The organism is Phormidium sp. FACHB-1136, assembly GCF_014697375.1.
Taxonomy (GTDB): domain Bacteria; phylum Cyanobacteriota; class Cyanobacteriia; order Phormidesmidales; family Phormidesmidaceae; genus Nodosilinea.
In genome coordinates this window covers 1-25556 of record NZ_JACJRS010000079.1, presented here as the reverse complement: position 1 = coordinate 25556, position 25556 = coordinate 1, and the positions used below count along the sequence as shown (strand labels likewise).

Here is a 25556-nt window from a genome sequence, read left to right as displayed (position 1 = left end):
CTGGAGGCCCTTCAACAGCGGGTTGACCAAGAACTCGCCCGTCTGACGCCAGAACAAGTGCAGTCCATCACGGGCTATGACTTCATTCTCGATGCCCTACTCCAAGCTGAATTCCAGAAATCAGCCTAAATTATGCTCAACTTCATTTTTTATTGGTATTACGCTTAAGTGGTGCTGGAGAATATGATCCGATTATTACGATCTTGAACCAAGCTTTAGACAACGCACCGGATCAATTAACTCTAGATTTGCAAAAGCTAGAGTTTCTCAATAGCTCAGGAATTAATATGCTCTCTAAATTTGTTATCAAAGTGAGGCAGCATAATCAGATGAAATTGGTTGTTAAGGGCTCTAAAGATATTCCATGGCAGGGTAAATCGTTAAAGAATTTGGAGCGCCTTATGCCCGGTTTGCAGTTAGGGATTGAGTAATTAGGTTGGCATTATCTGGCATAGGTATGGGCTGTGTTCATCTACACTGCACCCAAATCCAATCGACAGGGAATGCTGCCCTAGCCCAGCCCCTAGGATTGAACTTTATAGTGGGTTGATATGGACTGTGGATATGGACTGTGGATGTCCCGATTGCCTAACCCATCTCCAATGCAGATTGGCTACAGCCCAGCGGAACCGACTCCTCGCCGAGGACTTCGAGCTTGTTAGGTTCTGTCGCGTCACCCAACCTACAAGGAATCAAAGCTGCTAGGCGTTATGGCCGTTAACCAGATGAGGACATGGTGTGGCCCCGCCGGACTAGGGATCAGCCGCGTCGAGGCTATCGCGGCAAAAAGCCCACGATTCTGGGAGAACCATGGGCTTTGACCAAAAAACTGCGTTGCGAACCAGAGATCCTCTCCGGTTTGGCCTAGCGCACGCTCAGTTCGGGGCTGGCCTTGCCGCTGACGATGGCCGGGTCAATGGCGAAATCCTCGGCAATCAGCCGCGCCGTCATCTTGGCGGACATCATGACGCTGGGGGTGCCTGCCCCCGGTTGGGTACCTGCACCGACAAGGTACAGGTTGCTGATGTCTTCGCTGCGGTTGTGGCCCCGGAAAAAGGCAGACTGCACCAGCAGCGGCTCTGGGCCAAAGGCGTTGCCCTTGTAGGCGTTGAGGGTGCCCTCGAAGTAGTCGGGGGTGATGTAGCTCTTGCACACCAAGCGTTCCCGCAGGTTGGGCAGGTAGCCCCGGTCTTCCAGGTAGCTGAAGACCGCCTCACAGAGTTGCTCCCCGGCCTCATCCCAGTTGATGCCGGAGTAATTATTCGGCACGGGCACCAGGGTATAGGCGGCGTGGTGTCCAGGGGGGGCGAGGGAGGGATCGGTGAGGGTGGGCAGGTGCAGGTATTGGGAGAAGTCCTTGGACAGCACCTTGCGGCCAAAAATGTTTTTCAGCAGCCCCTCATAGCGGGGGCCGAGCAGGATGGTGTGGTGGCAGAGTTTTTCGGTTTCGGTGCCATCGGCCTTGAAGCCAAAGTAAATCACAAACACCGACATCGATTGCTGGGTCAGCTTCACCCGCAGATCGCTGTTCCAGAAGCGGTACTGGGGTTCGATCAGTTTGCTGTAGGTGTTGGCCCAGTCGCCGTTGGAAATCACCACGTCCGCGTTCATCACGGTGCCATCGGCTAGGGTAATGCCCGTGGCGACTTTTTTGCCGCCCTGCTGGGTGACGTTGATTTTGGTGACTTCGGTGTTGTAGCGGATTTGTCCACCCAGATCCTCAAACTTTTTCACGAAGCCCTGCACCAGCGCCCCGGTGCCACCCATGGCAAAGTGGATGCCCCAGGTTTTTTCTACGAAGTGAATCATGGCGTAGATGGCGGGTACTGAGAGGGGGTTGCCGCCCACTAGCAATGGCTCGAAGGTGAACACCTGGCGCAGTTTGTGGCTCTTAAAGTAGCGGCTGCTAAAGCGGAACAGGTTACGCACCGCATCCAACCGCAGCAGGTCGGGGGCAACTTTGAGCATATCGCCGACGGTGCCGAAGTGGGTGTAGCCGAGCTGCAAAAAGCCCCGCTCAAAAATGGCTTTGGACTGAGCTTGGAATTGCTCGTAGCCCTCTAGATCGCCCGGTTCGCCTAGGTCTTGGATTTGCTGGCGGGTGTGGGCATCGTCGCCGTCGTAGTCAAAATAGGTACCGTCGTCGAAGTAAATCCGGTAGAAGGGCAGGATGGGGATGAGTTGGACGTAGCGGCTGGTGCTGGGGCCACCGGAGATGCCTTCTTTGATGCGCTTGTTCTCATCGACGATGGTGGAGGGAAAATCTTCGGAGGTGAGATCGGCGTGGTCGCGTTCCAGAGAAAAGAGTTCTTCGATGAAGTGGGGCACCGTGATCACCGTTGGCCCCATATCAAAGGTAAAGCCCTCCATGCGTCGCACGTAGGCCCGACCACCGGGGGCATCCAGCTTTTCGACGATGGTGGTGTCAAACCCTAGGCTTTGCAGGCGAATCCCGGCGGATAGCCCGCCAACGCCCGACCCGATGATGATGGCTTGCTTACGGCCCATGTGCGACTCCTGCCCAAACGGTTTACAAAGGTTTACACGCTGTTCATATCTTACTACCCTTACTACCCCTGCGCCCCTAGGGCAGGTTGCAGGACTGGGTTAAGGGGCAGGTGCAGGAGGGGGGTGATGGCCTCGGCGGGGACAGGTTTGGCAAAGAAAAAGCCCTGGCCCAGTTCGCAGCCCAGGTTTTGTAACGCCTGGAGTTGGTCGAGGGTTTCAATGCCTTCGGCCACCACCGCCAAGCCCAACTGGTTGCTGAGGGTGATGATGGTTTCTACCACTTGATAGTTGCGGTGGCTGCGATGCATGTCGCGCACAAAGGATCGGTCAATTTTGAGAACATCTAACGGAAAGCGGTGGAGATAGCCCAGGGAGGAATAGCCCGTACCAAAATCGTCAATGCTGATTTGGATGCGGCGTTCCCGTAGGGCATCCATCAACACCGTGGCCGCTTCGGCATTTTCCATGATGGCGCTTTCGGTAATTTCCAGCTTCAGGTAGGCGGGGTTAGCTCCGGTTTCCGCTAGGACTTGGTCAATATCCGCCAGCAGGGTAGGGCTGGCAAACTGCCGCACCGAGAGGTTTACGGCCACCGTTAGGGTTGCCCAACCCTGCTGATGCCAGTCTCGCAGTTGTTGACAGGCTTGGCGCAACACAATCAGCCCCGCCCGTACCACCAGCCCGGTTTCCTCCAGGCAGGGGATAAATTCCCCCGGCGGCACCAGCCCCCGATCTGGGTGTTGCCACCGGACGAGGGACTCCAGTCCAACCACTTGCTGAGTGGCCAAACAGATGATCGGCTGATAGTAGACCACCAGTTCCCCCTGGTCAAGGGCGCGTTGGAGGTCGTTTTCGAGGGTGAGGCGGCGCAGGGTGGCCTCGTGCAGTTGGGGGTCGAAGCGGTGGTAGCAGCCCTTCCCCTGATGCTTGGCCCGATACATGGCGGTGTCGGCGGCTTGGAGCAGGGCTTCGGGGCTGGCGGTGGCACTATCCCCCATGGCCAGCCCCAGGCAGGCGGTGATAAACATTTCGCAGTGGGGGGTTTGGAAGGGATCATGGAAGGACTGAATCACCTCTATAGCCCAGGCTTCCAGGTCGAAGTGGGAGGTTAGGGGGGAGAGCAAAAAGCAAAACTCATCTTCCCCCACCCGCGCCAAAATATCGCTGGGGCGTAGATGTTGCTGAAGGCGCTCGGCAATGGCCCGCAGCAACTGGTTACCCACCGTGTAGCCAAAGGCTCCGTTCACCAGCTTGAACTGGTCGCAGTCTAAGTAGACGAGGGCAAAATCGGTGCGCTGATCGGCGAGGACAGCCCCAACTTGCTCTAGGAGACTGATGCGGCTGGGCAGTTGGGTGAGGCTGTCTTGGTAGAGCAAATCCTGAAGTTCGGCGGTGCGTTGAACCACCTTGGCCTCAAGCTGGGCATTGAAGTTGTTGAGTTGTTGATACTGTTGGCGAATTCGCAGCATCGACCGCACCCGCGCCGTTAGCTCTAGACGGTTCACGGGCTTACTGACAAAATCATCGGCCCCCGCCTCTAGGCATTGGGCGAGGGTTTCCTTCGACGCCAAGGCCGTGACCATGATGATCGGCACCGACTGCCACTGGGGCATGGCCTTCAGCCGCTGACACAGGGCCAACCCGTCAATTCCCGGCATCATCACATCCAGCAGGATCAGATCTGGCTGAAGGACGGGCAGCATCGCCAGGGCTTTTTCGCCATTTTCAACGTAGTGAAGCTGGTAGTCTTCGTGGTCTAGCAGGGTCTCGATGACGTCGAAGTTATCCGGCTCATCGTCAACAATTAAGAGCACAAAAGTCATGGGGAAAGAACCTGATTGTTGAGGATTGTCCGAACGGTGGCCGCGAGGGCCTTGAGCTTAACGGGTTTACTGAGGTAGGCATCAATGCCGAGGGTCAGGCATTGATCCCGATCTTCGGGCATGGCTAGGGCAGTGAGGGCCACAATTTTGGTACTGGCCAGGGTGGGATCGGCGCGAATCTGTTGGGCGGCCTCTAGGCCATCCATATCCGGCATTTGAATATCCATCAAAATCACATCAGGGTGATGCCGTTGGGCCATAGATACGGCCTCCCGTCCTGTTTTCGCCATCTCCAGGCGATAGCCCTTGGCCCCCAGGTAGCTGGAGAGGGTCAGACGATTGGCCTCGTTGTCATCCACCAACAGCAGCAGAGGCTTGGACGCATCGGCCCGATGCACAAGCGGGCCTGAACTGGGAGGGGGCTGAACGATGCTGACCGGGGCGGGCAAGGGGGAAAAGGCATGGGCTGGAAGGTCAACGGAAAATTGGCTCCCCACCCCCACCTCGCTGTTCACCTGCACTCGCCCCCCGTGGAGATCCACCATGCGCTGTACCAGGGCCAACCCTAAACCCGTACCACTGTATTGGCGGTTGAGGGCGCTCTCAATTTGCACAAAGGGCTTGAACAGCTTGTCCAAATCTGCCGGGGCAATGCCGATGCCCGTATCGCTGACGGTGATCCGTAGCCAAGCCGGATCGCCTGTGATTGGGGCATCCAGGAAGTGGGCGCTGAGGGTGACAATGCCGCCGGAGGGGGTAAACTTCACGGCGTTGTTCAGCAGGTTAATCAACACCTGGCGCAGACGACGCTCATCCACCAGCACATCGGGCAGATGATCCGACACCTGAACCTTCAGAACCAAACCCTTTTCCTGGGCCTGGGTTTGCACAAAGGGCAGGCTGGAGGAACACAGATAGGAGACCGCGACGGGGGTGGGGTCTAGGGTCATCTGCCCCGCCTCAATTTTGGCCAAATCCAAAATGTCGTTGATCAGCTCCAGCAGGTGATCGCCGCTGTTGATAATCGTGCGGAGGGCTTTTTGTTGACGCTCATTCAAGGGGCCAAACACCTCATCCTGCAACCCTTCCGCCATGCCCAAAACGGCGTTGAGGGGGGTACGCAGTTCGTGGCTCATATTGGCCAGGAACTCATCTTTCATGCGGGTGGCGCGGGCCAGCTCTTGGTTCGTTTGCTGAAGGGCGCGTTCCACCTGCTTGCGATCACTGATATCCGTCACCCGCACCAGCTTGAGCCGCTGCCCCGCTACCACAATTAGCCTAGTGGCCAGATTGCCCCAAAAGGTCTTCCCTGTGAAGGTGCGGTACTCAATTTCCTGGCTCCACACCTGGCGACGGTCGATGATTGCGTAGATCTCCTGAAGTTCTGCCTCGGTGAAGGGCTTCACCTGAAGTCGGTGGCCTGCAATGTTGACGAGCTGGTGTTTGGCCGAGGCTTCAAAGAGATCAACAGCCCGCTGGTTGCAATCGATGGTTCGCTGGGTTTGGGGATCCACCAAGAACAGAGCGTCGGTGGATTCGTTGAAAATCGCCTCCCGCAAATCCCGGCTGCGAATGAGTTCCCGTTCAGTGCGCTTGCGGCCGCTGATGTCGCGAATGAAAAAGACCACCTCATCCCGGCCACAGGGGGCCACCCGCACCTCCTCGTAACGCTGTTCGCCACCTAAGCAAACAACCTGTTCGTAGCACTGCACGGTTTGGGTTTCCAGGGCTTGATGGATGGCCTCCAGCTTTTGACCTAGGTGGTGCTGAGAGGTGCCGGAGGGCAACGCCTCCGAGAGATGTTTGCCCAGGGCATTGTCAGGATCCACCAAATTGCCGTTTTGGGGAGAAGCCATGAAGTCGAGATAAATGCCTTCCCGGTTAACCCGAAAAACCAAGTCTGGCAGGGCCAGTAGGGTGGCACGGGTGCGTTCTTCGCTGCGTCGGAGGATGTTTTGGATCACCCAACGGTCGCTCACATCCATGGCAATGCCAAAAATATGGCTATGATCCCCTTGGTCAAAACGGTTTAAGGTGGCCTTGATAAACAAGCACCCCTAGCTACCATCGTGGCGGATGATGGCAAGGTCGGCGGTGCAGGGTGTTCCAGTTTCGATGGCCTGGTTGACGATGTCGTTAAAGTGATCCCATCCAGCTTCAGACAGATGGTGCCTCAGATTCGTGCATGGATTATCTGGGCTATGGCCGAGCAGGGCCATGGCCTCTTCCGACCAGGTCATCTGGCGGGTGTGAACATCCATCTCCCACCAGCCCAGGCGAGCCACCTGTTGGGCTTCCTTCAGACGATCTTGGCTGCGCTGAAGTGCCTCGGTGCGCTGGGCCACCCGGTCTTCTAGGTCGTGGTTGAGTTGTTCTAGGGCATGGGTGGCTTGGTCTTGCTCGATGGCCACCTTGGCCAGGTTGGCCGCCAACTGAAGCGTATCCAGATCGTGGGAGTAGGGTTGGCGGGGTTCCCGGTGATAGACCGCCAGGGTGGCCAACACCGGGCCATCGCTAGCAAAGACCGGAATTGACCAGCAGGATCGCAGCCCGTGGGCCAGGGGCAAATCCCGAAAATTGGCCCAGAGGGGGTTGGTGGCCACATCCTCCACAATGACAGGCTGTCGTCGCACCGCCGCCGTACCGCAGGATCCCATCGCCTCACCCACCTGGGTTCCCTCCAGAGCCTTGCTGTAGGCATCGGGTAAATGGGGGGCCACCCCGGCGTGGAGACAGCCGTCTACCCCACAAAACATAATGGAACACAGGCTCTCCCGTAACAGATCCTCGATGGCTAGCGCCAAGGCCGTGAGAATCTCGTGCAGAGGTTCCTTGCGGGCAATGCGGGCCAAGATGGTACTTTGCAGCGCAAGGCGTTGCTCCGTTCGGTTGCGCTCCGTGATGTCGATGGCCACCCCACCCACCAGGGTTTTGCCGTGGGGCTGGGGTAGGGGAAACTTGAAGGATAGAAACTCCCCAGGGCTGTGGTCAGGGCGTAGACCGGGCTCCACCACCTCCAAGGACTCATGGTGATCCACCACCCAGCGGTTGTGGTGGGCATAGACCTGGGCAATCTCCTCCGGGAAGATCTCAAACAAGGACTTGCCCAGGGGCGGTAGGTCGATGGGCTGGGGGGGCGGGGCATAGTTGCGGTACCAGCCCTGGCTAGTGTATTCCACCCGGTGGGTGTCGGGGTCAGTAATCCAGGCCACCATGGGGCTGTTATCCATGAAGGTACGGAACTGGATTTCACTGCTTCTAAGGGCATGTTCGGCCCGTTTCAGGTCATCAATGTCCGTATGGGTGCCCAACATCCGCAGCGGACGGCCCGCTTCATCCCAGGCCACAATTTTGCCCAAAGATAAAATCCACTTCCATTGCCCCGACTGGGTTTTGAGCCGAAACTCCAGCTTATATTCTGGAATTTCCCCGGCGATGTAGGCGTCGTAGATGGCCGTTGCCGTTGTCCAATCATCCGGGTGCAGCATCTCCCGCCAATGGTCTTCCGTTTCGTGGAATGTGGCGGGGTCGTAGCCCAGCATGGTGGCATATTCTGGGCTTACCAACACCTTGCCCGTGGTCAAGTCCACATCATAGAGCCCCTGGTTGGTGGCGCTGAGGGCAAGGCGCAGGCGCTCCTCATTCTCCTGAAGCAGGCGCTCGTCTTCCAGGCGTTGCTGGGTCGCCACAATCATTTTGCCGAGGACTTGTACCAGCTGAATCGTCTCCACCGACCAATCCGCCACAGGCTGACAAGCCATCAGCCCCATCGCCCCCACCACGGCGGACTTATGCACCAGCGGCAGAATCAGCGCCGCCCCAATCCCCTGCTGTTGCCAGTGGGCTTGCTCTAGGGCCGCCTCCGCTGGCAGGTCGGCCACATTGGGAATACAGACCATTTCCTCCCGCTGCAACCGGACACAACTCCAGGGCAGATGGATCAGGCTGACGCCCCTAGCGGCATCCAAACAGCCATCGGCCCAAGCGCGATCCGGGCTGGCGAGATGGGTTTGGCAGAAGCTTAAACAACAGCCATCCACCTGGGTGGCCTGACGCACTAGGCTCAGGCTATGGCGAATCTCCTGGTCGAGATCGGCGGGGCTAATCTCGACAAAGCGACTGATGATAGTGGTGATCAGGTGGTTGTAGTTGCGCTGGTTATGCAGCGCCTGCTGTAGCGCCTGAACCTCCAGGGGCCAGGGCCGTTGCTTATCTTCCGAAGGCGATGTAGCGGATGTAGCCATAGGGAATCCCTGTCCACCTGTCTTACCCTTACTCAGGAGGTTAATGTCAGAAAAGCCTGTCGTCGTCGGCTACCGTTGCCCCTAGTTTTGACGAAGCTCTATCTTCACTAACCCCTCACTACGGTGTTGACCAAGGATACGCAACCAACCTGGAACTTAACTTGCCCAGAACTGGGCCATATTTAACCCACTAAACATAGTTTTAATACTTTTGCCTAGCGAATGGTGATGTTTTGATGATCTTCAATCAGCTTTGAACGGAGTTGAGCCCCATTGTGATATGTCTTCCGGTGATACCTAACTATTCCTAGGGTGCCTAGGCCGCTGGTCTGAGGCGTTGCCAAAAGAGCTGAATTCCCAACAAGAATAAGCCTAGGGCTGCCATGCCAAACACCCCGGCCCCTAGGGCCACCATACCCACCACGAGGGTACGCACCGCCGCCGCGATGTTCATGGCCGTGGGATTGTTGGACAGGATGGGCTTGGCGGCGAAGGTGGTGGCAATACTGACCATTAAACGGTAGGCCAGGAGGGCAATGGTGCCCGCCATAAAGGATCCACTAAAGCACTTGAGAATTTTGGCCGTGGGTGTTAGGGCTGGAGTATCGGTGGGATCGTCGGTCATCGGTTTGAGGAGGAGTGGAGCAGGGATGAGTGGAGGAAGAAGCGGTTAAGAATGCGGTTAAGAATAATGATCTGGACAGCGAAGGCTAGGGGCTGAGCTGAATGCCCGTGGGCCAGAACTGGGCCACCCAAACCCCCAGATCGGGATCGGGGATTTGGGTACGCAACCCTTGGGCCAGGGCCTCGGCCTCTGCCTGCGATTCTACCAGGGTGAACACGGTGGGGCCAGATCCCGACATCAGGGTGCCCAGTCCGCCCAGGCTGGCCATGGTTTCCTTCAGGTGGGCGGTTTTGGGATGGGCGGGCAGCACCACTTTTTCCAAATCGTTATAAAGATGTCGCCCCACGGCGGCTTTGTCTTGCTGGGCGATGGCCGCCACCATTGGCCCCGATTTCACCTGGTGTTGCCGATCCGCAAAATCCGCTGCATCGGCAAGGTAGGTGGTGCCAAACTCAGCCCGATAGGTTTGGTAGGCCCAGGGGGTCGAGACAAATTCCGACTCATACTTGGCCAGCACCACATAAAGGTCATCGATGCCGCGCAGGGGGTCGAGGTTTTCCCCCCGTCCGGTGGCCAGGGCCGTGCCGCCACTGATGCAGAAGGGCATATCCGAGCCTAGTTCCGCCGCCAGGTCTTGCAGTTCCGCCTGGGTGAGACCCAGTTGCCACAGCATATCCAGCCCCACCAAGACCGCTGCCCCATTGCCCGATCCTCCGGCCAGCCCTGCCCCCACGGGAATTTGTTTTTCTAGGGTAATTTCCACCCCGCCCAGCTTGGCCACAATGCCAGGAAAGCGCTGAATCATCAGATTCGCGGCTCGGTAGGCAAGATTGGTTTCATCGGTAGGCACTAGGGGGTGAGAACACTGTACCCGAATCTCATCGGTGCCGATGCTGCGTACCGTGATCCGGTCGGCTAGGCTAACGCTTTGCATCACCATGATCAGCTCATGGAACCCATCGGGACGACTGCCCACAATTTCCAAATACAGATTGATCTTGGCCGCAGCCAGCAGCGAATACAAACGCATGGGACACCAAAGGGGTTGCTACAGGATTGTAGCCCTTCATCTGTCTTCCCTAGTCTTAGGAGATCGTAAAGCCCCCGTAAGACCTCACCCTCAGCCCCTCTCCTACGAGGAGAGGGAAGCCGGAAGCTTCCCGTCAGGGTGGGCTAGATCGCGGCAAAAGAGGACGTTTGTGATCTACTGAGTCTGCGTTGGGCCGAGGCGATTGCTGAGGGCGACCCATTGGGGTACACCGAGGTCTTCGGCCCGTGCGGTTTCGGGGATGGCCAGTTCGGTCATCACAGTCAATAAATGATCGCGATCTACGGTGGCCTTGAGGTTGTTACGGAGCATTTTGCGCTTGCTGGCAAAGCCTAGGCGCACCAGTTGATCGAGGTAATCGGGCGACTCAGCGGCGACGGGCAGGGCGCGAGGGGTCAGTTTCACCACCGCCGAATCCACCTTGGGGGGCGGTTGAAACGCCTTGGCGGGCACCGGACAGACCAGTTCACAATCGGCCAAATACTGCACCCGCACAGAGAGTGCCCCAAAGGCGCGGCTACCGGGTTTGGCGTAGAGCCGTTCCGCCACCTCTTTTTGCACTAGCAGCACAATGCTGTCGTAGGGCTGGGGGTTGGGGTGGGCGATGGTGCCCAGCAGCTTCTCCAAAATTGGCCCGGTGATGTAGTAGGGAATGTTGGCCACCACCTTGTTGGGGCGAGAACGCACGGCATCGAGGGGGGGGGGCGTCGGGAGTTCTAGCACCGTGGGGTCTAGGGTGAGAAAGTCGCCCTGAATCAGGTAAAGGTTGGGTTTTTGGGCGAATTTCTGGGATAGCCGATGGTGGAGATCCCGGTCAATTTCCACCGCCACCACCGCCTGGGCCAGGGGCAGTAGGGATTGGGTCAGCACTCCGGTACCGGGGCCAATTTCCAGCACGATATCCTGATCCGTGACCGCCGCCGCCGCCACAATCTTGCTCAGCACCTTCTCACTGGTGAGCCAATGCTGACCAAAGCGTTTGCGCGTAGGTTGGGAAAACATGGATCTCTCCTCGCAGTCACACATCGCCCGAATCGCCTAACCCTTACCCTACACCTAATCCCTAATCCCTAGCCCCGCTGGCCTAGCTGTGGGCATTCCTGGTGTGGTCTAACCGTATTTTCCGAGGTCGTATTTTCCGAGGTTTTTTCAGCCATCCTCTCCCACAATTCACCGAAATCATGGTTTAGAACTGTGGCATTTACCCAAGCCAGATACCGAGGCCACCTCCTAAAGTGAAAGCTAACGCTAGGGTTACCTCCATGCCCTCGCCCCAAGCGATGGATCGATGAATCGGGTCTGTCCCGTTGCATCGGTTCCGTTGGTCTAACCCCAGTCGCTGAGTTTGTTCCCTGCCTCCTTGTTGCTTCGATCCTATTCACCCTTGCCACCAAAGGTTTTTCACATATGGTTATGCATCACTCTGTTTTAGGCGTTGGGGCGGCGGCGATGGCTGCATTATCCATGAGCATGGTGGCCCCCGCTTCGGCCCAGACCCTGCCCAGTGCTAGTCTCAGCCCCACGGAATTCTCCCAGGAGTTGGGGTTCAGAAACCTCAAGGATATGAGCCTGTTGGAGCCCTCCGAAACCCTGAGTGCCGTCAGAGCACTGGTTAAGGGGGAGAGCAACGCCCTCTCCTCAGACTTTCTGGGCCGCTACCAACTGGATGCCAGCAAGCTGTTCTGGAATGGCGTCGATCCGGTGGAGGTCTACTTTATTAATGAGGGCGCAGGCTATCGCAATCAGTTGATTTACTCGGCCACCGATGGCGGCGGCAATCCTGTTCAGTCGGGGATGATCTTTAATGATGTCTCCTCGCCGTTTAGCATTCTGTCCAACAGCAATGGCCCCCTGGTGCTGGGCCAAGGGGTTAGCCTGGGTAAATTCGTTGGCCCCACCCAACTGAGTTTCTCCATCATCTCCGATGGCTTTAACCTGGCCAAACCGGGGCCAACCGCCACCGCCAGCCAAATTGCCAAGTATGAACAGGAAGTGGCCCGCCGCACCCTGGGAGGCGACCCAACTAAGAATGTTGACGGTCTTCAGCACATCGTTGCCTTCCAACACAACGAATGGACGATCCTCGGCTTTGAAGACATCATTGGCGGTGGCGACCGCGACTACAACGACGTAGTCTTTGCGGTGCGCGGCATTCAGCAAGGCCCACCAGCGGCAGATGTTCCCGAACCCGCTGCCGTGATTAGTCTGCTAGTGGTGGGTCTGGGCGGATTGACCACCCTGCGCCGCAAGGCCACCTCAGAAGCCTAGATCCTCCTGGTTACCGAACCGGGCGGCGTCTGACGGACTGCCCATCGGTACGCTGTCCTAGCATCCCCATTACTCGCTCCGTAGGGAGGCAATGACGCATTGCCTCCTTTTTTATGCCCTTGTCCAACGAGGTCGCCAAGATGGAGCAAATCCTACGAATTATGAAGCTGAAACGATGGCGCGATAAAGAACATTAAATCAGCTTGCGAATTGTTGCGCAATACTTGAGATTGGGCATCCCACAGACTTGAAAAATAAAATCATTTAGGGATTCAATCCCTATCTTGGGAAACCAATGGTTAGATCCTATTTATTGTCTGTTATTTCTTAATATTCTTTTAACGTCAGCAATAGGTTCAATATTTAGATCAGGGAATGATGACCCGTGATTCACAGCAATCATTCCAGGGGCAACTTTCCCTTGACTGGCAAGGCTTTAGTGCCCTAGTAAAGTTTGCCTAAAAACCTACCTCTAACGCAAAAAGCAGTGTCAAGATAGAACTGTTATCACGAGTTTAGAAGCTGACTTAAATACTGGGCACTTCGCCATAACACATCGAAAAAAATAAATGGCGTTTAGTTAAGGATTTTTTAGGAGATAGATCTACTTAAACAAGGCGTGGGTTGAGAAAGTAAGGCTCTCATTCTACCGATTAGTTAGATCTGTGTTCGTTGAGTTCGGTTTGCCCTGCACCACGGAATCACACATTGGTCAGGGGTTCGCGGCTCAGATGCCCTCCGGTTGTTGGTCTGAGCCATGCCCATCTAGTCCCAAGGGGATCGCAATGGAAAATCAAGCGTTTGTCACCCTAGACGGTAATGAGGCGGTCGCTCAGGTGGCCTATCGCCTCAGTGAAGTCTGCGCCATCTACCCGATTACGCCCTCGTCGCCCATGGGTGAGTGGGCCGATGCCTGGGCCTCGGTGAGCCAGCCCAATATTTGGGGCACGGTGCCCTCGGTGGTGGAAATGGAGAGCGAGGCCGGAGCCGCTGGGGCGGTTCACGGGGCACTGCAAGCGGGGTCGCTAACGACGACCTTCACCGCCTCCCAGGGGTTGCTGTTGATGATCCCCAACCTCTACAAAATTGCTGGGGAACTGACTTCGGCGGTGATCCATGTGGCGGCGCGATCCCTGGCGGCGCAGGGGCTTTCGATTTTTGGCGACCACAGCGACATCATGGCGGTGCGGGCGACGGGTTGTGCGCTGCTCTGCTCCAACTCGGTACAGGAAGCCCAGGACATGGCGGCCATTGCCATTCGGGCCAGTTTGGAATCGCGTCTGCCGTTTTTGCACTTTTTTGATGGCTTCCGCACTTCCCATGAGGTGCAGAAAATCGAGACGATTCCCGACGAAACCCTGGCGGAATACGTGCCCTTCGACCTGGTGTTGCAACATCGCCAGCGGGCGCTAACGCCGGATCGGCCCTTCATTCGGGGCACCGCCCAAAACCCGGATGTGTACTTCCAGGGACGGGAGACGGTGAACCGCTACTACAACGCCTGCCCCGACATTGTGCAGCAGGCCATGGATGACTTTGCCAAGCTGACCGGGCGGCAGTACCACATCTATGAGTACCACGGTGCCCCCGATGCCGAGCGGGTGGTGGTGCTGATGGGGTCTGGGGCAGAAACGGTACACGAAACCGTGGATGCGCTGCTGGCCCAGGGCGAAAAAGTCGGCGTGCTGAAGGTGCGGCTCTATCGGCCCCTCGACAACATTGCTTTCGTCAACGCCCTGCCCAAAACCGTGAAATCCCTGGCGGTGCTGGATCGCTGCAAGGAACCGGGCAGTCCGGGCGAACCGCTCTATTTAGATGTGGTGCACGCCATCCACGAACTGCCCAAGACCGAGGGCAAGGTTCACCTGGAGGGTAGCGAAGAGGCTCCCCACTTTGAGGAACCCCGGCCCTTCTATCCCAAGGTAGTGGGCGGTCGCTATGGCCTGTCTTCTAAGGAATTTACCCCGGCCATGGTGAAGGGCGTCTTCGACAACCTGGCTAAGGCCAATCCCCAAAACCACTTCACGGTGGGTATTGTGGACGATGTCACCTTCACCTCGTTGGACTACGACCCCACGTTCACCACCGAACCTGACAACGTGGTGCGGGCGGTGTTCTACGGCCTCGGCTCCGATGGCACCGTGGGGGCCAACAAAAACTCGATCAAAATCATCGGCGAAGACACCCCGAACTACGCCCAGGGGTATTTCGTCTACGACTCCAAAAAGTCCGGTTCGGTGACAGTATCCCACCTGCGGTTTGGGCCAAACCCGATTCGCTCCACCTATTTGATCACCGAAGCCAACTTCGTCGCCTGCCACCAGTGGGAGTTCGTCAACAAGCTGGAACTGCTCCACGAGGCCAAACCGGGGGCAACTCTGCTGCTCAGCAGCCCCTTCGACGACCCGGCGGAAACCTGGGTGCGCCTGCCCCAAACCATGCAGCAGGAGATCATCGCCAAGGGAATGAAGGTCTACGCCATCAATGCCTACCAGGTGGCGCGGGAAGCGGGCATGGCGGGACGCATCAACACGGTGATGCAGGTGTGTTTCTTTGCCCTGTCTGGGGTGCTGCCCAGGGAAGAGGCCATCGAGGCGATCAAATACGCCATCCGCAAGACCTACGGCAAGAAGGGCGAAGAGGTCGTCGCCATGAACATCAAGGCGGTGGATGCCTCCTTGGATCACCTCTATGAAGTGCCCGTGGGCGAACCCAACGGCGACCCCACCCCCCACAAGTGGGTGCCCGACAGCGCTCCGCCTTTTGTGAAGGACGTGCTGGCTAAGATGATGGCCCGCGAAGGCGACAGCATCCCCGTTAGCGCATTGCCCGCCGATGGCACCTACCCCTGCGGCACCACCCAGTACGAAAAGCGCAACGTGGCTCAGGAGGTACCCGTTTGGGATCCCGATGTGTGCGTGCAGTGCGGCAAGTGCGTGATGGTCTGCCCCCACGCCGTGATTCGCTCGAAGGTGTACGAGGAATCGGCCCTAGAGGGTGCTCCGGCCACCTTCCAAAGCACGGCGGCGAAGGATCATGCCTGGAGCGACCTCAAGTTCACCATTCAGGTGGCCGTTGAGGACTGCACGGGATGCGCCCTGTGCGTAGAGGTGTGCCCCGCCAAGAACAAGGCGGAACCCAGCAAGCGGGCCATCAACATGGCGGAACAACTGCCCCTGCGGGAACCCGAGGCGGAAAATTGGGAGTTCTTCCTGAAGCTGCCCAACCCCAACCGCAACGACCTGGATCTGCGGAAAATCTCCCACCAGCAAATGCAGGAACCGCTGTTCGAGTTCTCTGGAGCCTGCGGCGGCTGCGGCGAAACCCCCTACATCAAGCTGGCTACCCAACTGTTTGGCGACCGGATGCTGATCGCCAACGCCACGGGCTGTTCTTCGATCTATGGCGGCAACCTGCCCACCACCCCCTACACCCACAACGCCGAGGGACGCGGCCCCGCCTGGTCGAACTCCCTATTTGAGGACAACGCCGAGTTCGGTATGGGCTTCCGGGTGTCGCTAGATAAGCACGTCCAGCAGGCGGCGGAACTGCTGCATACCCTGGCGCTGAATACCGAAAACTCGCCCCTGTCGCGGGATTTGGCCAACGCCATCCTCGGCAATGCCCAAACCACCGAAGCCGACATCTTCGAGCAGCGGGAACGGGTGGCCTTGCTGAAGCAGGGCATCGACGGCTGGCTGCACAGCCTCAACGGGGCTGACCGCGTCCTCAAAACCCGCCTGCAAAACCTGCGCTCCCTGGCCGACTACCTAGTCAAAAAGAGCGTGTGGATCGTCGGCGGCGACGGCTGGGCCTACGACATCGGCTATGGCGGCCTGGATCACGTCCTGGCCAGTGGGCGCAACGTCAACGTGCTGGTGATGGATACGGAGGTGTACTCCAACACGGGCGGCCAAATGTCGAAGGCGACTCCCATCGGGGCCGTGGCCAAGTTCGCGGCGGGGGGTAAGCCAGCGGTGAAAAAAGACCTCGGTCTGATGGCCATGACCTACGGCAACATCTACGTCGCCAGCGTGGCCATGGGTGCCCGCAACGAGCACACCCTGCGCGCCTTTATGGAGGCCGAAGCCTACGATGGCCCCTCGCTGATCATCGCCTACTCCCACTGCATCGCCCACGGCATCAACATGGCCAAGGGCATGGAGCAACAAACGGCGGCGGTGGAATCCGGTCGCTGGCTGCTCTACCGCTACGACCCCCGCCGGGCCGACCAGGGCGAAAACCCCCTGCAACTCGACAGCCGCGCCCCGAAGCGCCCGCTAGAACAGGCCCTATACAGCGAAAACCGCTTCAAGATGCTGCTGCGGAGCAAACCCGCCGAGGCCAAGGAGCTGCTGCGCCAAGCCCAAATCAGCGTCGCCAGTCGGTACCACATGTACCAATACCTGGCCGCCCGCAGCCTAGAGGACGAGCAACCCCTGCCGCCCAACCGCAGCTACTCGCTGGATCACTCGGCCCCCGTTAAGCCCAAGCCAGCGGCCCCCGAAGCGGAGTAGATCCCCCTAAATCCCCCTTAGAAAGGGGGACTTTGACTCCGGTTCCCCCCTTCCCAAGGGGGGCTAGGGGGGATCCAATCCCCGGCAACACGCCCAAATCCCCGGAAGCCCTCACCCTAAATCCCTCTCCCCAAGAGAGAGGGACTTTGAGAAACAGCCAAGCTCTCTATGGACAAGAACCCCTTACACCAACCTCCGTTCTCCCCTCTCCTCCCTGGGAGAGGGGCCGGGGGTGAGGGCTTCCGTTCAAGCCAGATCCCAGGGTTCTTCAAGAACCCTGGGATCTCTCGGCCCCAAGATTCTGTACCCCAATTTGTAGGAACCCGTGATGGACTTAACCACCCAATACCTTGGCCTAACGCTGAAATCGCCCCTTGTGGTGGGAGCCGCCGCCCCCCTCACCGAGGACATCGACAACTTCCGCTGGCTGGAGGATTCTGGCGCATCGGCCATCGTCATGCACTCGTTGTTTGAGGAACAAATTCGGCGGGAACGGCTGGAAATTCACCACCACACCGAATTTGGCACCGAAAGTTTTGCGGAAGCCCTCACCTACTTCCCAGAACCCGAAACCTTCCACGTCGGCACCGAAGCCTACCTAGAGCACATCCGAGAAGCCAAACGGCGGGTCGATATTCCCATCATCGCCAACCTCAACGGGGCCACCCTGGGCGGCTGGATTGACTACGCCAAACAGGTGCAAGAGGCCGGAGCCGATGCCATCGAACTCAATATCTACTGGATTCCCACCGACCTCAATCTCTCTGGGGCCGATGTGGAACAGGACTATATCGATATCGTGCGCTCGGTCAAAGAGTCGGTGCAAATCCCTGTGGCGGTGAAGATCAGCCCCTTCTTTAGCAACATGGCCAACATGGCCAAACGCCTGAGCGAAGCCGGAGCCGATGGCCTGGTGCTGTTCAACCGCTTCTACCAACCCGACATCGACATCGAAAATCTTGAAATTCAGCCCAACCTCATCCTCAGCGCCCCCCAGGATATGCGCCTGCCCCTCACCTGGATTGCCCTGCTCTACGGCAAGCTGCCCGTCAGCCTCGCCGCCACCAGTGGCATTAGCCGAGCCGAAGATGTGGTCAAACTGCTGATGGCCGGAGCCGATGTCACCATGCTAGTAGCCACGCTGCTGCGCCACGGCATCGGCCACATCAAAACCATTGAGGAGGAAGTCATCCAATGGCTAACTGACCACGAATACGAATCCCTGGCCCAACTGCGCGGCAGCATGAGCCAACAAAAATGCCCCAACCCCAGCGACTTCGAGCGGGTGCAATATATGCGGGCCATCCAGTCCTACCACCCCATCTGGGCACCGGATCATCAGTTTGTACATTAGGGGTTTGGTAAAGTTTGGGTGGTGGGGAATCTCCTTCTTCCCTGCCACCTTGCATAAATCTTTGTATGCAGGATAAACCGACCGAAAGATAACATCAAAAGCTATAAGCCTCTCTGCTTATCCATCAGCATTCTGTCGATTTTAGGGAAAATTAAGTGAATAAAGAAATTGAATTTCTTGCAAGTGAATTCAAACCTATTGACGACACTGATATTAGAGTTATACTGAAAAGTCAAGGTTTAAGGCTAACAATAGCTTGCTGTTCTATTTGTCAATTTCTTGTCGAATCAGGAGAAGAAAAAATAACATCGCGGCACTTATTGCAATACATGGCTGACAGAATAGAAGAACGAGGAATTCCCATTATTAGAAGAGGCAAATTTTGTTATATAAATGATCCAATATTAAACCCTAAGTTTGATACAAATCAAGATTATAAATCTCCAAAAGGGCAGTTTAATCCACAGGGATGGCTTGGTGCTTTATTCACAACAAAAGGATTTCCAAGTGACTTCAATAATATATGGACTAAATTTATTCATAGATTTGATAAATCTAAAGGCGAGATATATGTGTATTCTTTGAAGTCTGGAAAACGTAAGATTGTAGAAGAAATCATCCTAAAACACAAAAATCAAGACTCACGTCTAGAAGATCTGATGGATTTTATTCAGCCTGATCTAAATACAGAAACACTAAATAATTTACTGTTAGACCCAAAACTATCAAAAACCGAACGCGAGGCAATCGTTAAAAGTCGTGTCGGACAAGGAAAGTTTCGTGATGATTTAGAAGAATACTGGGAGAGCAAGTGCGCCGTAACTGGTTTGTCTATAACTGCAATTCTTAGAGCATCACACATTAAGCCTTGGCGAGACAGTAATAACCATGAAAGACTAGATTCCTTTAATGGCTTGCTTCTAGCTCCAAATCTCGACTCATTATTTGATAAGTTTTTGATTTCCTTTGATGAACAAGGAAAAATCATGATTTCCCCTAAAATCACCGACGAGTCTATCAGGCTACTTGGAATCAACACTGAGATGATGCTTAGAACATTTGAATCAGAACATCAGGAGTATCTGGCTTATCATCGAAATGTTTTTTCAAAAGGTCACATTTCGTAGGTGTGCTATCAACATAACGCATCACCCCTTTACAACCAGCAGGGCACATTACAACCACTCCCAACAGCACCCTGCACCCTGGCTTATTTGTGCCCACTGGCTTTGGCCCCAAGAAGCCTTACGCTATACTTGACTTATCAAAAAAACTACTGGCTCTCAGTAGGCAAACAGATCTGGGCAAGTTCACTTAAGAATAGGCATAAACTAATGGAAATCCATGAGTTAGTTCTTGAAATGAAGCTGCTCGAACGTCGCCTAACCCTCTACGAAGAAAAATATGGCGTTCTCAGCGAAGACTTTTATGCTGCCCTAACGTCAGGCCAACTTTCCCGCTACGACGAATTTGACGAAACCCGCACCGACTTCAGCCGATGGAAAGGCATCTATGAAACCTGGCTACGTCGCAAACAAGCCTACGTAAAACAGCTTGGTGAGCGCGAACTAGCTTCAACTCTTCGCTTTCAGCCCAGCTACTAAAAAATGGAAGCCCCTCTCAGATCCCTCGATAGTTACAGTCGCTTCATATCAAAAATCCTTGATCGCGACGATATTGAGAAAACAACCATAACCGTGTGGTCTAACAGTCCCTATTCTGGCACCGCAGAAGGAGAAGTCTTCTTCAAAGATGGCCTCAGACTCCGCATGAGAGAAGAACTAGACTTTGACGCAGGGCTGATCACCTCCTACGGCTACGAAGTCTACAAAAACGAGACTCGCCTATATTGGTACGACGACTTTCCGCACCCCAACGATGCCTCTCTAGCCTCAACCTTCCCCCATCATAAGCATATCCCGCCCAACATCAAGCGCAATCGTATTCCCGCACCGAACATTGACTTCAACCATCCAAATCTGCCTTTTATACTGCAAGAAATTGATGAGATTCGCCATCAAACTTAGAGTTCATAATAACCAGCAGGACACATTACAGCCACCCTCAACAGCACCCTGCACCCTGGCTTATTTGTGCCCACTGACTTGGCTTTAATACCTTTAATAAAAAGAGGTCTTTCAATGTCCCTAACCGAGCTAATGACCCAAATTCAGGAACTACCCAAAATTGATAAACTGCGCCTAATGCAGTTCCTAGTCACAGAACTCGTCAGAGAAGAAGACCAAAACGTCTTTGTCGAGAACCAAGAATACCCCATCTGGTCGCCCTACAATTGCTCTGAAGCCGCCAACGTCCTTATGAATCTTCTCGCCACAAAGCAGCAAACCCAAGATGGTTGAACCCCAAAAATACCCCTACAAAATCCTTGACAGCAATCTTGGTATGGTAGATCGAATGCCATACCTGCCCCTAACGCTCAGCCTAAATCGCCAATCTCTCAACACCGAAGGTCTCCTAGATACAGGAGCCAGCGTCAACGTTTTACCCTACGAAATTGGCCAAGAACTGGGCTTAGTCTGGGAAGAAGAACAACTCTCCGTATTGTTAGCAGGTAATCTAGCTCGATTTGAAGCCCGTGCCGTTATTGTTCAGGCCCAAGTCGCCTCCTTTCCGCCCATCAACCTAGCCTTCGCCTGGACACAAGCCGCTAACGTACCGCTAATTTTAGGACAAGCCAACTTCTTCTTCGAGTTTGATGTCTGCTTCTTCCGCGTACGCTCCGAATTTGAAATTCGCCCTAAACAAGCTGAAGTGTAGAACATAGTTTTTAGGATAAGTCAGCAATAGCATCGCGCATCCCCCCTTTCCAACCAGCAGGGCACATTACAGCCACCCCCAACAGCACCATGCACCCTGGCTTATTTGTCAGGGTAAGCGCAAGAAAAATGAGCTTGTAAGATGCTAGGGAATCACCCAGTCACTATCCCCGAGGTTTTCCATGGCTAAAGGCTTTGTGTCCGCCAAAGATGTCGTTCAACCGCGTCCAGCTCCGAAGCCACTGCCGCTGGCGGTTGACGCCGAATCAGTCCAAGCGCAGTGGCAAGCGCAATTCGCTGACCTAGAAGACCCGCGTGGGCGTCAGGGGGTAGAACATCCGTTTTTGAGCATTGTGATGATTGCGATTCTAGAGGTCATCGGGGGCGCGACGGGCTGGGAGGACATCGAGACCTATGCCGAGAGCCATGAGGCATGGCTGAGCACCCTGTTCGCGTTACCGAACGGTGTGCCCCATGCCGACACCTACCGTCGGTTGTTCGAGCGGATGGCCCCGGATGCCCTAGAGCGTTGCTTTTTGGGCTGGGTAAAGCAGATCGTTGAGGGTAGCGGAGCTCAGGTCATTCCCATCGATGGCAAGACCATCAAAGGCTCCTACGACCGCACTGCCAAGCAATCGGCGCTCCATGTGGTCAGTGCTTGGGCGAGTGAGCATCGACTGTTGTTAGGCCAGGTGAAGGTGGCTTCCAAGAGCAATGAAATCACTGCTATTCCCGCGTTGCTCAAGTTGCTCGATATCAGCGGCTGCATCATCACCCTCGATGCCATGGGCACCCAGAAGGAGATTGCTCGTGAGATTCTTGGGCACGGCGCTGATTACGTCCTCTGTCTCAAGGCCAATCACCCCACCTTGTGGGCCGAGGTCACGGCATGGTTTAAGCAGGCTGAGGCGTCGAACTTTGCTGCTCTAGAGCACCGTTATGACGCTCGGGTAGAGTCGGGCCATCATCGACGGGAGCATCGGCAGGTGTGGGCGGTACCGGTCGCGATCATGGGAGACCTGCACCACATCGAGCAATGGGCGGGACTCAAAACCATCGGCATGGTGAAGCGGGTTCGGCATCTCTGGAACCAGATCACCCAAGAGACGATGGTGTATCTCACGTCGTTGCCCTGTGATGCCGCCGTCATTGGTCGGGCCATTCGCACCCATTGGGGCATCGAAAATCAACTCCACTGGGTGCTTGATGTCACCTGGGGGGAGAACAAGTCTCGCATTCGACGGGGACATGGGGGCGAGAACATGGCCCTCCTACGACGCTTGGCCATCAGTGTCCTGAACCAGGAAACCTCAAAGCAACGAAGTCTCAAGCAGAAGGCGAAGCGAGCCTCAATGAGTCCGGACTACATGCTCACTGTCCTTGCCGCAGGTCTGGCAACGTAGCACATTTTCTCGATGATTTTCTTGCGCTTACCCTGGCTTATTTGTGCCCCCTGGCTTGGCTTTTCCAGACCCAATCAGATTGTTCTAAAATAACCTCAACAGGCCCAGTAAACCTCGACTAACCCCACCAAGGTAAACCCATGCCCGTTGTCGCTGCTAAATCCTACGTAGAATATCGAAATAATACCTACTGGGTCGAAGGAACCCGCGTCTCCCTCGACTCCGTTGTTTATGCCTTTCGCAATGGATTATCCCCTGAAAGCATCGTTCAGTCTTTCCCATTGCTAACCCTAGAACAAGTGTATGGATCCATCACCTTCTACCTAGCCAACCTCACCGAGATTGATACCTACCTAGCTAACGAAGAGGCTGCTTTTGATGCCATGCCCCAACCCCTGCAAAGCAGTGATCCAGCTTTATATCAAAAACTCCTAGAAGACAAAGCCGTACAGCAGGTCAAATCGTGACGATTCGTTATCAAGCCGATGCCGACCTAAACCAGGCCATCGTCACAGGGGTCTTGCGACGAGAACCCAAAATCAACTTTCAAACCGCCCTAGCCGCTGGATTAGAAGGCGTTAAAGATGCAGACGTATTGATGATTGCTGCCACACAAAAGCGCATCCTCGTCAGTCATGATCGCAAAACAATGCCATCCGAATTCGCCGATTTTATAGTCAGCCACCAAAGTTCAGGCGTAATCATTGTTTCTAGAAAGCTATCCATCGAAGCCACCATCGAAGAACTGCTGTTAATTTGGGCCGCATCCAGCGCAGACGAATGGATAAACCGCATTGCCAAACTGCCCCTTTAAGGAATCCGTCGCCCTAGCTGGCTTCTGCCTGTTGGATTGGCTTAAATAGCATTAAAAAAAGAACAATTGACTGAGGAATTATATATGGACTACCGCAACTACATCACCATTGAACCCAACAAGCGCGGCGGAAAACCCTGCGTACGCGGCCTACGCATTACCGTCTATGAAGTCCTAGAATATCTCGCCTCCGAAATGACCGAAGCCGAAATCCTTGACGACTTCCCCGATCTCACACGAGAAGACCTCAAAGCCTGCATCGCCTATGCCGCCGACCGTGAGCGTCGATTTATGACCGCTCCCCTATCCGCATGAAACTACTATTTGATGAAAACCTATCGCCCAAATTGCCCCGCCGCCTGAGCGATCTTTTCCCAAATTCACTCCATGTTCGAGATGTCGGCATGAAAGCCACCGACGATCCAATCGTTTGGGATTTCGCTAAAGACAACAACCTAATGATTGTTCCCAAGGATGCCGACATGCATGATCGAAGCCTGGTTTTCGGGAATCCGCCAAAAGTGATTTGGCTGCGGCTAGGCAACTGTTCAACCCAGCAAGTCGAAGCTGTGATGCGTCGAAATTTTGACGCGATTAAATCATTCTATGACGATGAGACACTATCGCTGCTGGCCCTCTCGCGATGATTGTAAAGAACAGTTCGTTGGATGCGTTATGCTTGCCGCTAATGCATCATCCCTTTACAACCAGCGATGCTGATTGCAGCCACCCCCAACAGCACCCTGCACCCTGGCTTATTTGTGCCCACTGGCTTTGGCTTGGCTACCTTACTGGCTGATAACCGTCGCCTGACCTTTAACCACGCTATCTAAAATAGCTAAAATTTTGGGGGCCAACGGCTTTAAATCCGCCAAACGATTAGACAGTGCATGTAAAACAATCACCGCCATATCAAATTGTGGCAAATTCTGTTGAAACGATAGGTTTCAATCAACGGTTATAAATACGTCAACCTCGGCCTCTGCAAGGGCAAGCAGTTCGCAGATTCAAATCTGAAGTGCAACACTCTGTCTCAGAGCCGCTGTCAGCCTTCGCGGTCATGACCACAACCAGGAACACGGTACAGCGCAGCACAGCAGGCTATAGGTCTCCTTCATAGGCTTAGTCTTAGATCCATGGCTGCAAGCGGATTTGAGCAGGTGTTGCACTTCAACCTTGAATTGGCCCTTTGCATCAGGCTCACCCTGCTAATCTGATGCAAAATACGCTACGCTTATTCATATCCATAACGTAGGTTAAAGAGCCATCACTTTAGATTTTCTACCCATCATGGAGTCCCGACCATGACAGCCTCAAAACAGCGTACGATACAAGCCGTCGTAACCAAAGCAAGCCTTCACGCGCCCAAGCAAGATACTGCTTACTGGCGCACACAGCCCTATATCGACAGACTTTGGGCACTAGAAAATCTTCGCCAACAGTATCATCTCTGGAAATACGGTGCTGAACCAAGACTTCAAAGAGTTTATACAGTCGCTAAACGATAATCAGGTCAACTATTTGGTCATTGGTGGTTATGCTGTGGCTTTGCATGGCTATCCTCGCTATACCAAAGATATTGACATTTGGGTTGAAATGACCCCTGAAAATGCAGCCAACATGCTGAAAGCCCTAGACCAGTTTGGATTTGCATCTCTGAACCTTCAAGCAGAAGACTTCTTGACTCCAGATCAGGTCATTCAGTTGGGCTATCCCCCTAGCCGAATCGACCTCATTACGACACCCGATGGAGTAGATTTTTCCACCTGCTACACCAATCGACTGACTGTAGAAATCGATGGTATTGCGGTGGACTTTATCGATCTAGAAAACCTCAAGCGCAATAAGTCTGCCTCAGGCCGACTTCAAGACTTGGCAGATCTCGAAAACTTGTCTTAGTCCATAGGATGCGTTAGCAACATCGTCACGATCACCCCTTTACAATCAGCAGGGCACATTACAGTCACCCCCAACAGCACCCTGCACTCTGGCTTATTTGTGCCCACTGGTAGTTTTGTTGACTCTGCTATACTAACCTAATGAAGTTCCACGGGATTTCATTGTATATTAAGCTGTTAGTCATCTAAACTGCGTATAATACATTAAAATTCTGGAATAAGCCATGGGAGTCAGAAACTATCTAACGTCAGAGGAAAAGCAAGAGCTTCAGAAGCA

Annotated in this window: 22 protein-coding genes; 15 read left to right on the top strand and 7 right to left on the bottom strand. The window is 55.0% G+C overall.

Annotated elements, in window-relative coordinates; genetic code table 11:
- Positions 1 to 152 precede the first annotated feature (152 nt).
- Entirely contained in the window at positions 153 to 431 is a 279-nt protein-coding gene (locus tag H6G62_RS19555; RefSeq protein WP_199325126.1) for a hypothetical protein, read from the top strand.
- A gap of 433 nt (positions 432 to 864) precedes the next feature.
- Here the strand turns inward: H6G62_RS19555 and crtI are convergent, their stop codons facing one another.
- The 7 genes from crtI to rsmA form a co-directional block, all read right to left on the bottom strand.
- Positions 865 to 2508, bottom strand: a complete 1644-nt coding sequence (gene crtI, locus H6G62_RS19550) for a phytoene desaturase family protein (protein WP_190498245.1) — start codon at positions 2506 to 2508, stop codon at positions 865 to 867.
- A 62-nt stretch (positions 2509 to 2570) separates the two neighbouring features.
- Entirely contained in the window at positions 2571 to 4331 is a 1761-nt protein-coding gene (locus tag H6G62_RS19545; protein ID WP_190498243.1) for an EAL domain-containing protein, read from the bottom strand.
- Entirely contained in the window at positions 4328 to 6382 is a 2055-nt protein-coding gene (locus H6G62_RS19540) for a PAS domain-containing sensor histidine kinase (RefSeq protein WP_190498241.1), read from the bottom strand. The genes H6G62_RS19545 and H6G62_RS19540 overlap by 4 nt, the downstream gene beginning before the upstream one ends.
- Positions 6383 to 6388: 6 nt before the next feature.
- Entirely contained in the window at positions 6389 to 8575 is a 2187-nt protein-coding gene (locus H6G62_RS19535; protein WP_190498239.1) for a GAF domain-containing protein, read from the bottom strand.
- Positions 8576 to 8891: 316 nt separating this feature from the next.
- Positions 8892 to 9200 (bottom strand): DUF3082 domain-containing protein, encoded by a 309-nt coding sequence (locus tag H6G62_RS19530; protein ID WP_190498237.1) that lies wholly within the window; start codon positions 9198 to 9200, stop codon positions 8892 to 8894.
- A gap of 85 nt (positions 9201 to 9285) precedes the next feature.
- Positions 9286 to 10230 (bottom strand): 4-(cytidine 5'-diphospho)-2-C-methyl-D-erythritol kinase, encoded by a 945-nt coding sequence (gene ispE / locus H6G62_RS19525; RefSeq protein ID WP_190498236.1) that lies wholly within the window; start codon positions 10228 to 10230, stop codon positions 9286 to 9288.
- Positions 10231 to 10404: 174 nt separating this feature from the next.
- The gene (rsmA, locus tag H6G62_RS19520) at positions 10405 to 11250 is read right to left on the bottom strand and encodes a 16S rRNA (adenine(1518)-N(6)/adenine(1519)-N(6))-dimethyltransferase RsmA (protein ID WP_190498233.1); all 846 of its coding nucleotides are present in this window, start codon (positions 11248 to 11250) and stop codon (positions 10405 to 10407) included.
- Positions 11251 to 11697: 447 nt separating this feature from the next.
- On the opposite strand from rsmA, the gene H6G62_RS19515 reads away from it, so the two are divergent.
- The 14 genes from H6G62_RS19515 to H6G62_RS19450 all read left to right on the top strand — a co-directional run bounded on the left by H6G62_RS19515 (position 11698) and on the right by H6G62_RS19450 (position 25280).
- Positions 11698 to 12516, top strand: coding sequence for a DUF4114 domain-containing protein (locus H6G62_RS19515; protein WP_190498231.1), 819 nt, complete (start codon positions 11698 to 11700; stop codon positions 12514 to 12516).
- 785 nt (positions 12517 to 13301) lie between these two features.
- Positions 13302 to 17033: a pyruvate:ferredoxin (flavodoxin) oxidoreductase gene (nifJ, locus tag H6G62_RS19510; RefSeq protein ID WP_190498229.1), complete on the top strand. Its 3732-nt coding sequence runs from the start codon at positions 13302 to 13304 to the stop codon at positions 17031 to 17033.
- 328 nt (positions 17034 to 17361) lie between these two features.
- Complete coding sequence (locus H6G62_RS19505) at positions 17362 to 18387, top strand: dihydroorotate dehydrogenase-like protein (protein WP_190498227.1); 1026 nt, start codon at positions 17362 to 17364, stop codon at positions 18385 to 18387.
- A gap of 155 nt (positions 18388 to 18542) precedes the next feature.
- Positions 18543 to 19514 (top strand): HNH endonuclease, encoded by a 972-nt coding sequence (locus tag H6G62_RS28660; protein ID WP_190498225.1) that lies wholly within the window; start codon positions 18543 to 18545, stop codon positions 19512 to 19514.
- Positions 19515 to 19748: 234 nt separating this feature from the next.
- A complete protein-coding gene (locus tag H6G62_RS19495) occupies positions 19749 to 19991 on the top strand; it encodes a hypothetical protein (protein ID WP_199325125.1) in 243 nt (80 codons plus the stop codon).
- Positions 19992 to 19994: 3 nt separating this feature from the next.
- Complete coding sequence (locus tag H6G62_RS19490; RefSeq protein WP_190498221.1) at positions 19995 to 20414, top strand: DUF6516 family protein; 420 nt, start codon at positions 19995 to 19997, stop codon at positions 20412 to 20414.
- 114 nt (positions 20415 to 20528) lie between these two features.
- On the top strand, positions 20529 to 20747 hold the full coding sequence (locus tag H6G62_RS19485; RefSeq protein WP_190498219.1) for a hypothetical protein: 219 nt from the start codon (positions 20529 to 20531) through the stop codon (positions 20745 to 20747).
- A complete protein-coding gene (locus H6G62_RS19480) occupies positions 20740 to 21165 on the top strand; it encodes an aspartyl protease family protein (RefSeq protein WP_190498217.1) in 426 nt (141 codons plus the stop codon). The genes H6G62_RS19485 and H6G62_RS19480 overlap by 8 nt, the downstream gene beginning before the upstream one ends.
- A 181-nt stretch (positions 21166 to 21346) precedes the next feature.
- Positions 21347 to 22567 carry an ISAs1 family transposase gene (locus tag H6G62_RS19475; protein ID WP_242052173.1) on the top strand — a complete coding sequence of 407 codons (1221 nt, stop codon included), beginning with the start codon at positions 21347 to 21349 and terminating at the stop codon, positions 22565 to 22567.
- A gap of 140 nt (positions 22568 to 22707) precedes the next feature.
- Positions 22708 to 23034 carry a DUF433 domain-containing protein gene (locus H6G62_RS19470; RefSeq protein WP_190498215.1) on the top strand — a complete coding sequence of 109 codons (327 nt, stop codon included), beginning with the start codon at positions 22708 to 22710 and terminating at the stop codon, positions 23032 to 23034.
- The gene (locus tag H6G62_RS19465) at positions 23031 to 23381 is read left to right on the top strand and encodes a DUF5615 family PIN-like protein (RefSeq protein WP_347239388.1); all 351 of its coding nucleotides are present in this window, start codon (positions 23031 to 23033) and stop codon (positions 23379 to 23381) included. Before H6G62_RS19470 ends, H6G62_RS19465 begins: the two co-directional genes overlap by 4 nt.
- Before the next feature lie 84 nt (positions 23382 to 23465).
- Positions 23466 to 23696, top strand: a complete 231-nt coding sequence (locus H6G62_RS19460; RefSeq protein WP_106921277.1) for a DUF433 domain-containing protein — start codon at positions 23466 to 23468, stop codon at positions 23694 to 23696.
- Positions 23693 to 24028, top strand: coding sequence for a DUF5615 family PIN-like protein (locus H6G62_RS19455; protein ID WP_190498214.1), 336 nt, complete (start codon positions 23693 to 23695; stop codon positions 24026 to 24028). Before H6G62_RS19460 ends, H6G62_RS19455 begins: the two co-directional genes overlap by 4 nt.
- An 814-nt stretch (positions 24029 to 24842) precedes the next feature.
- A complete protein-coding gene (locus tag H6G62_RS19450) occupies positions 24843 to 25280 on the top strand; it encodes a DUF6036 family nucleotidyltransferase (RefSeq protein ID WP_190498212.1) in 438 nt (145 codons plus the stop codon).
- Positions 25281 to 25556: the final 276 nt, after the last annotated feature.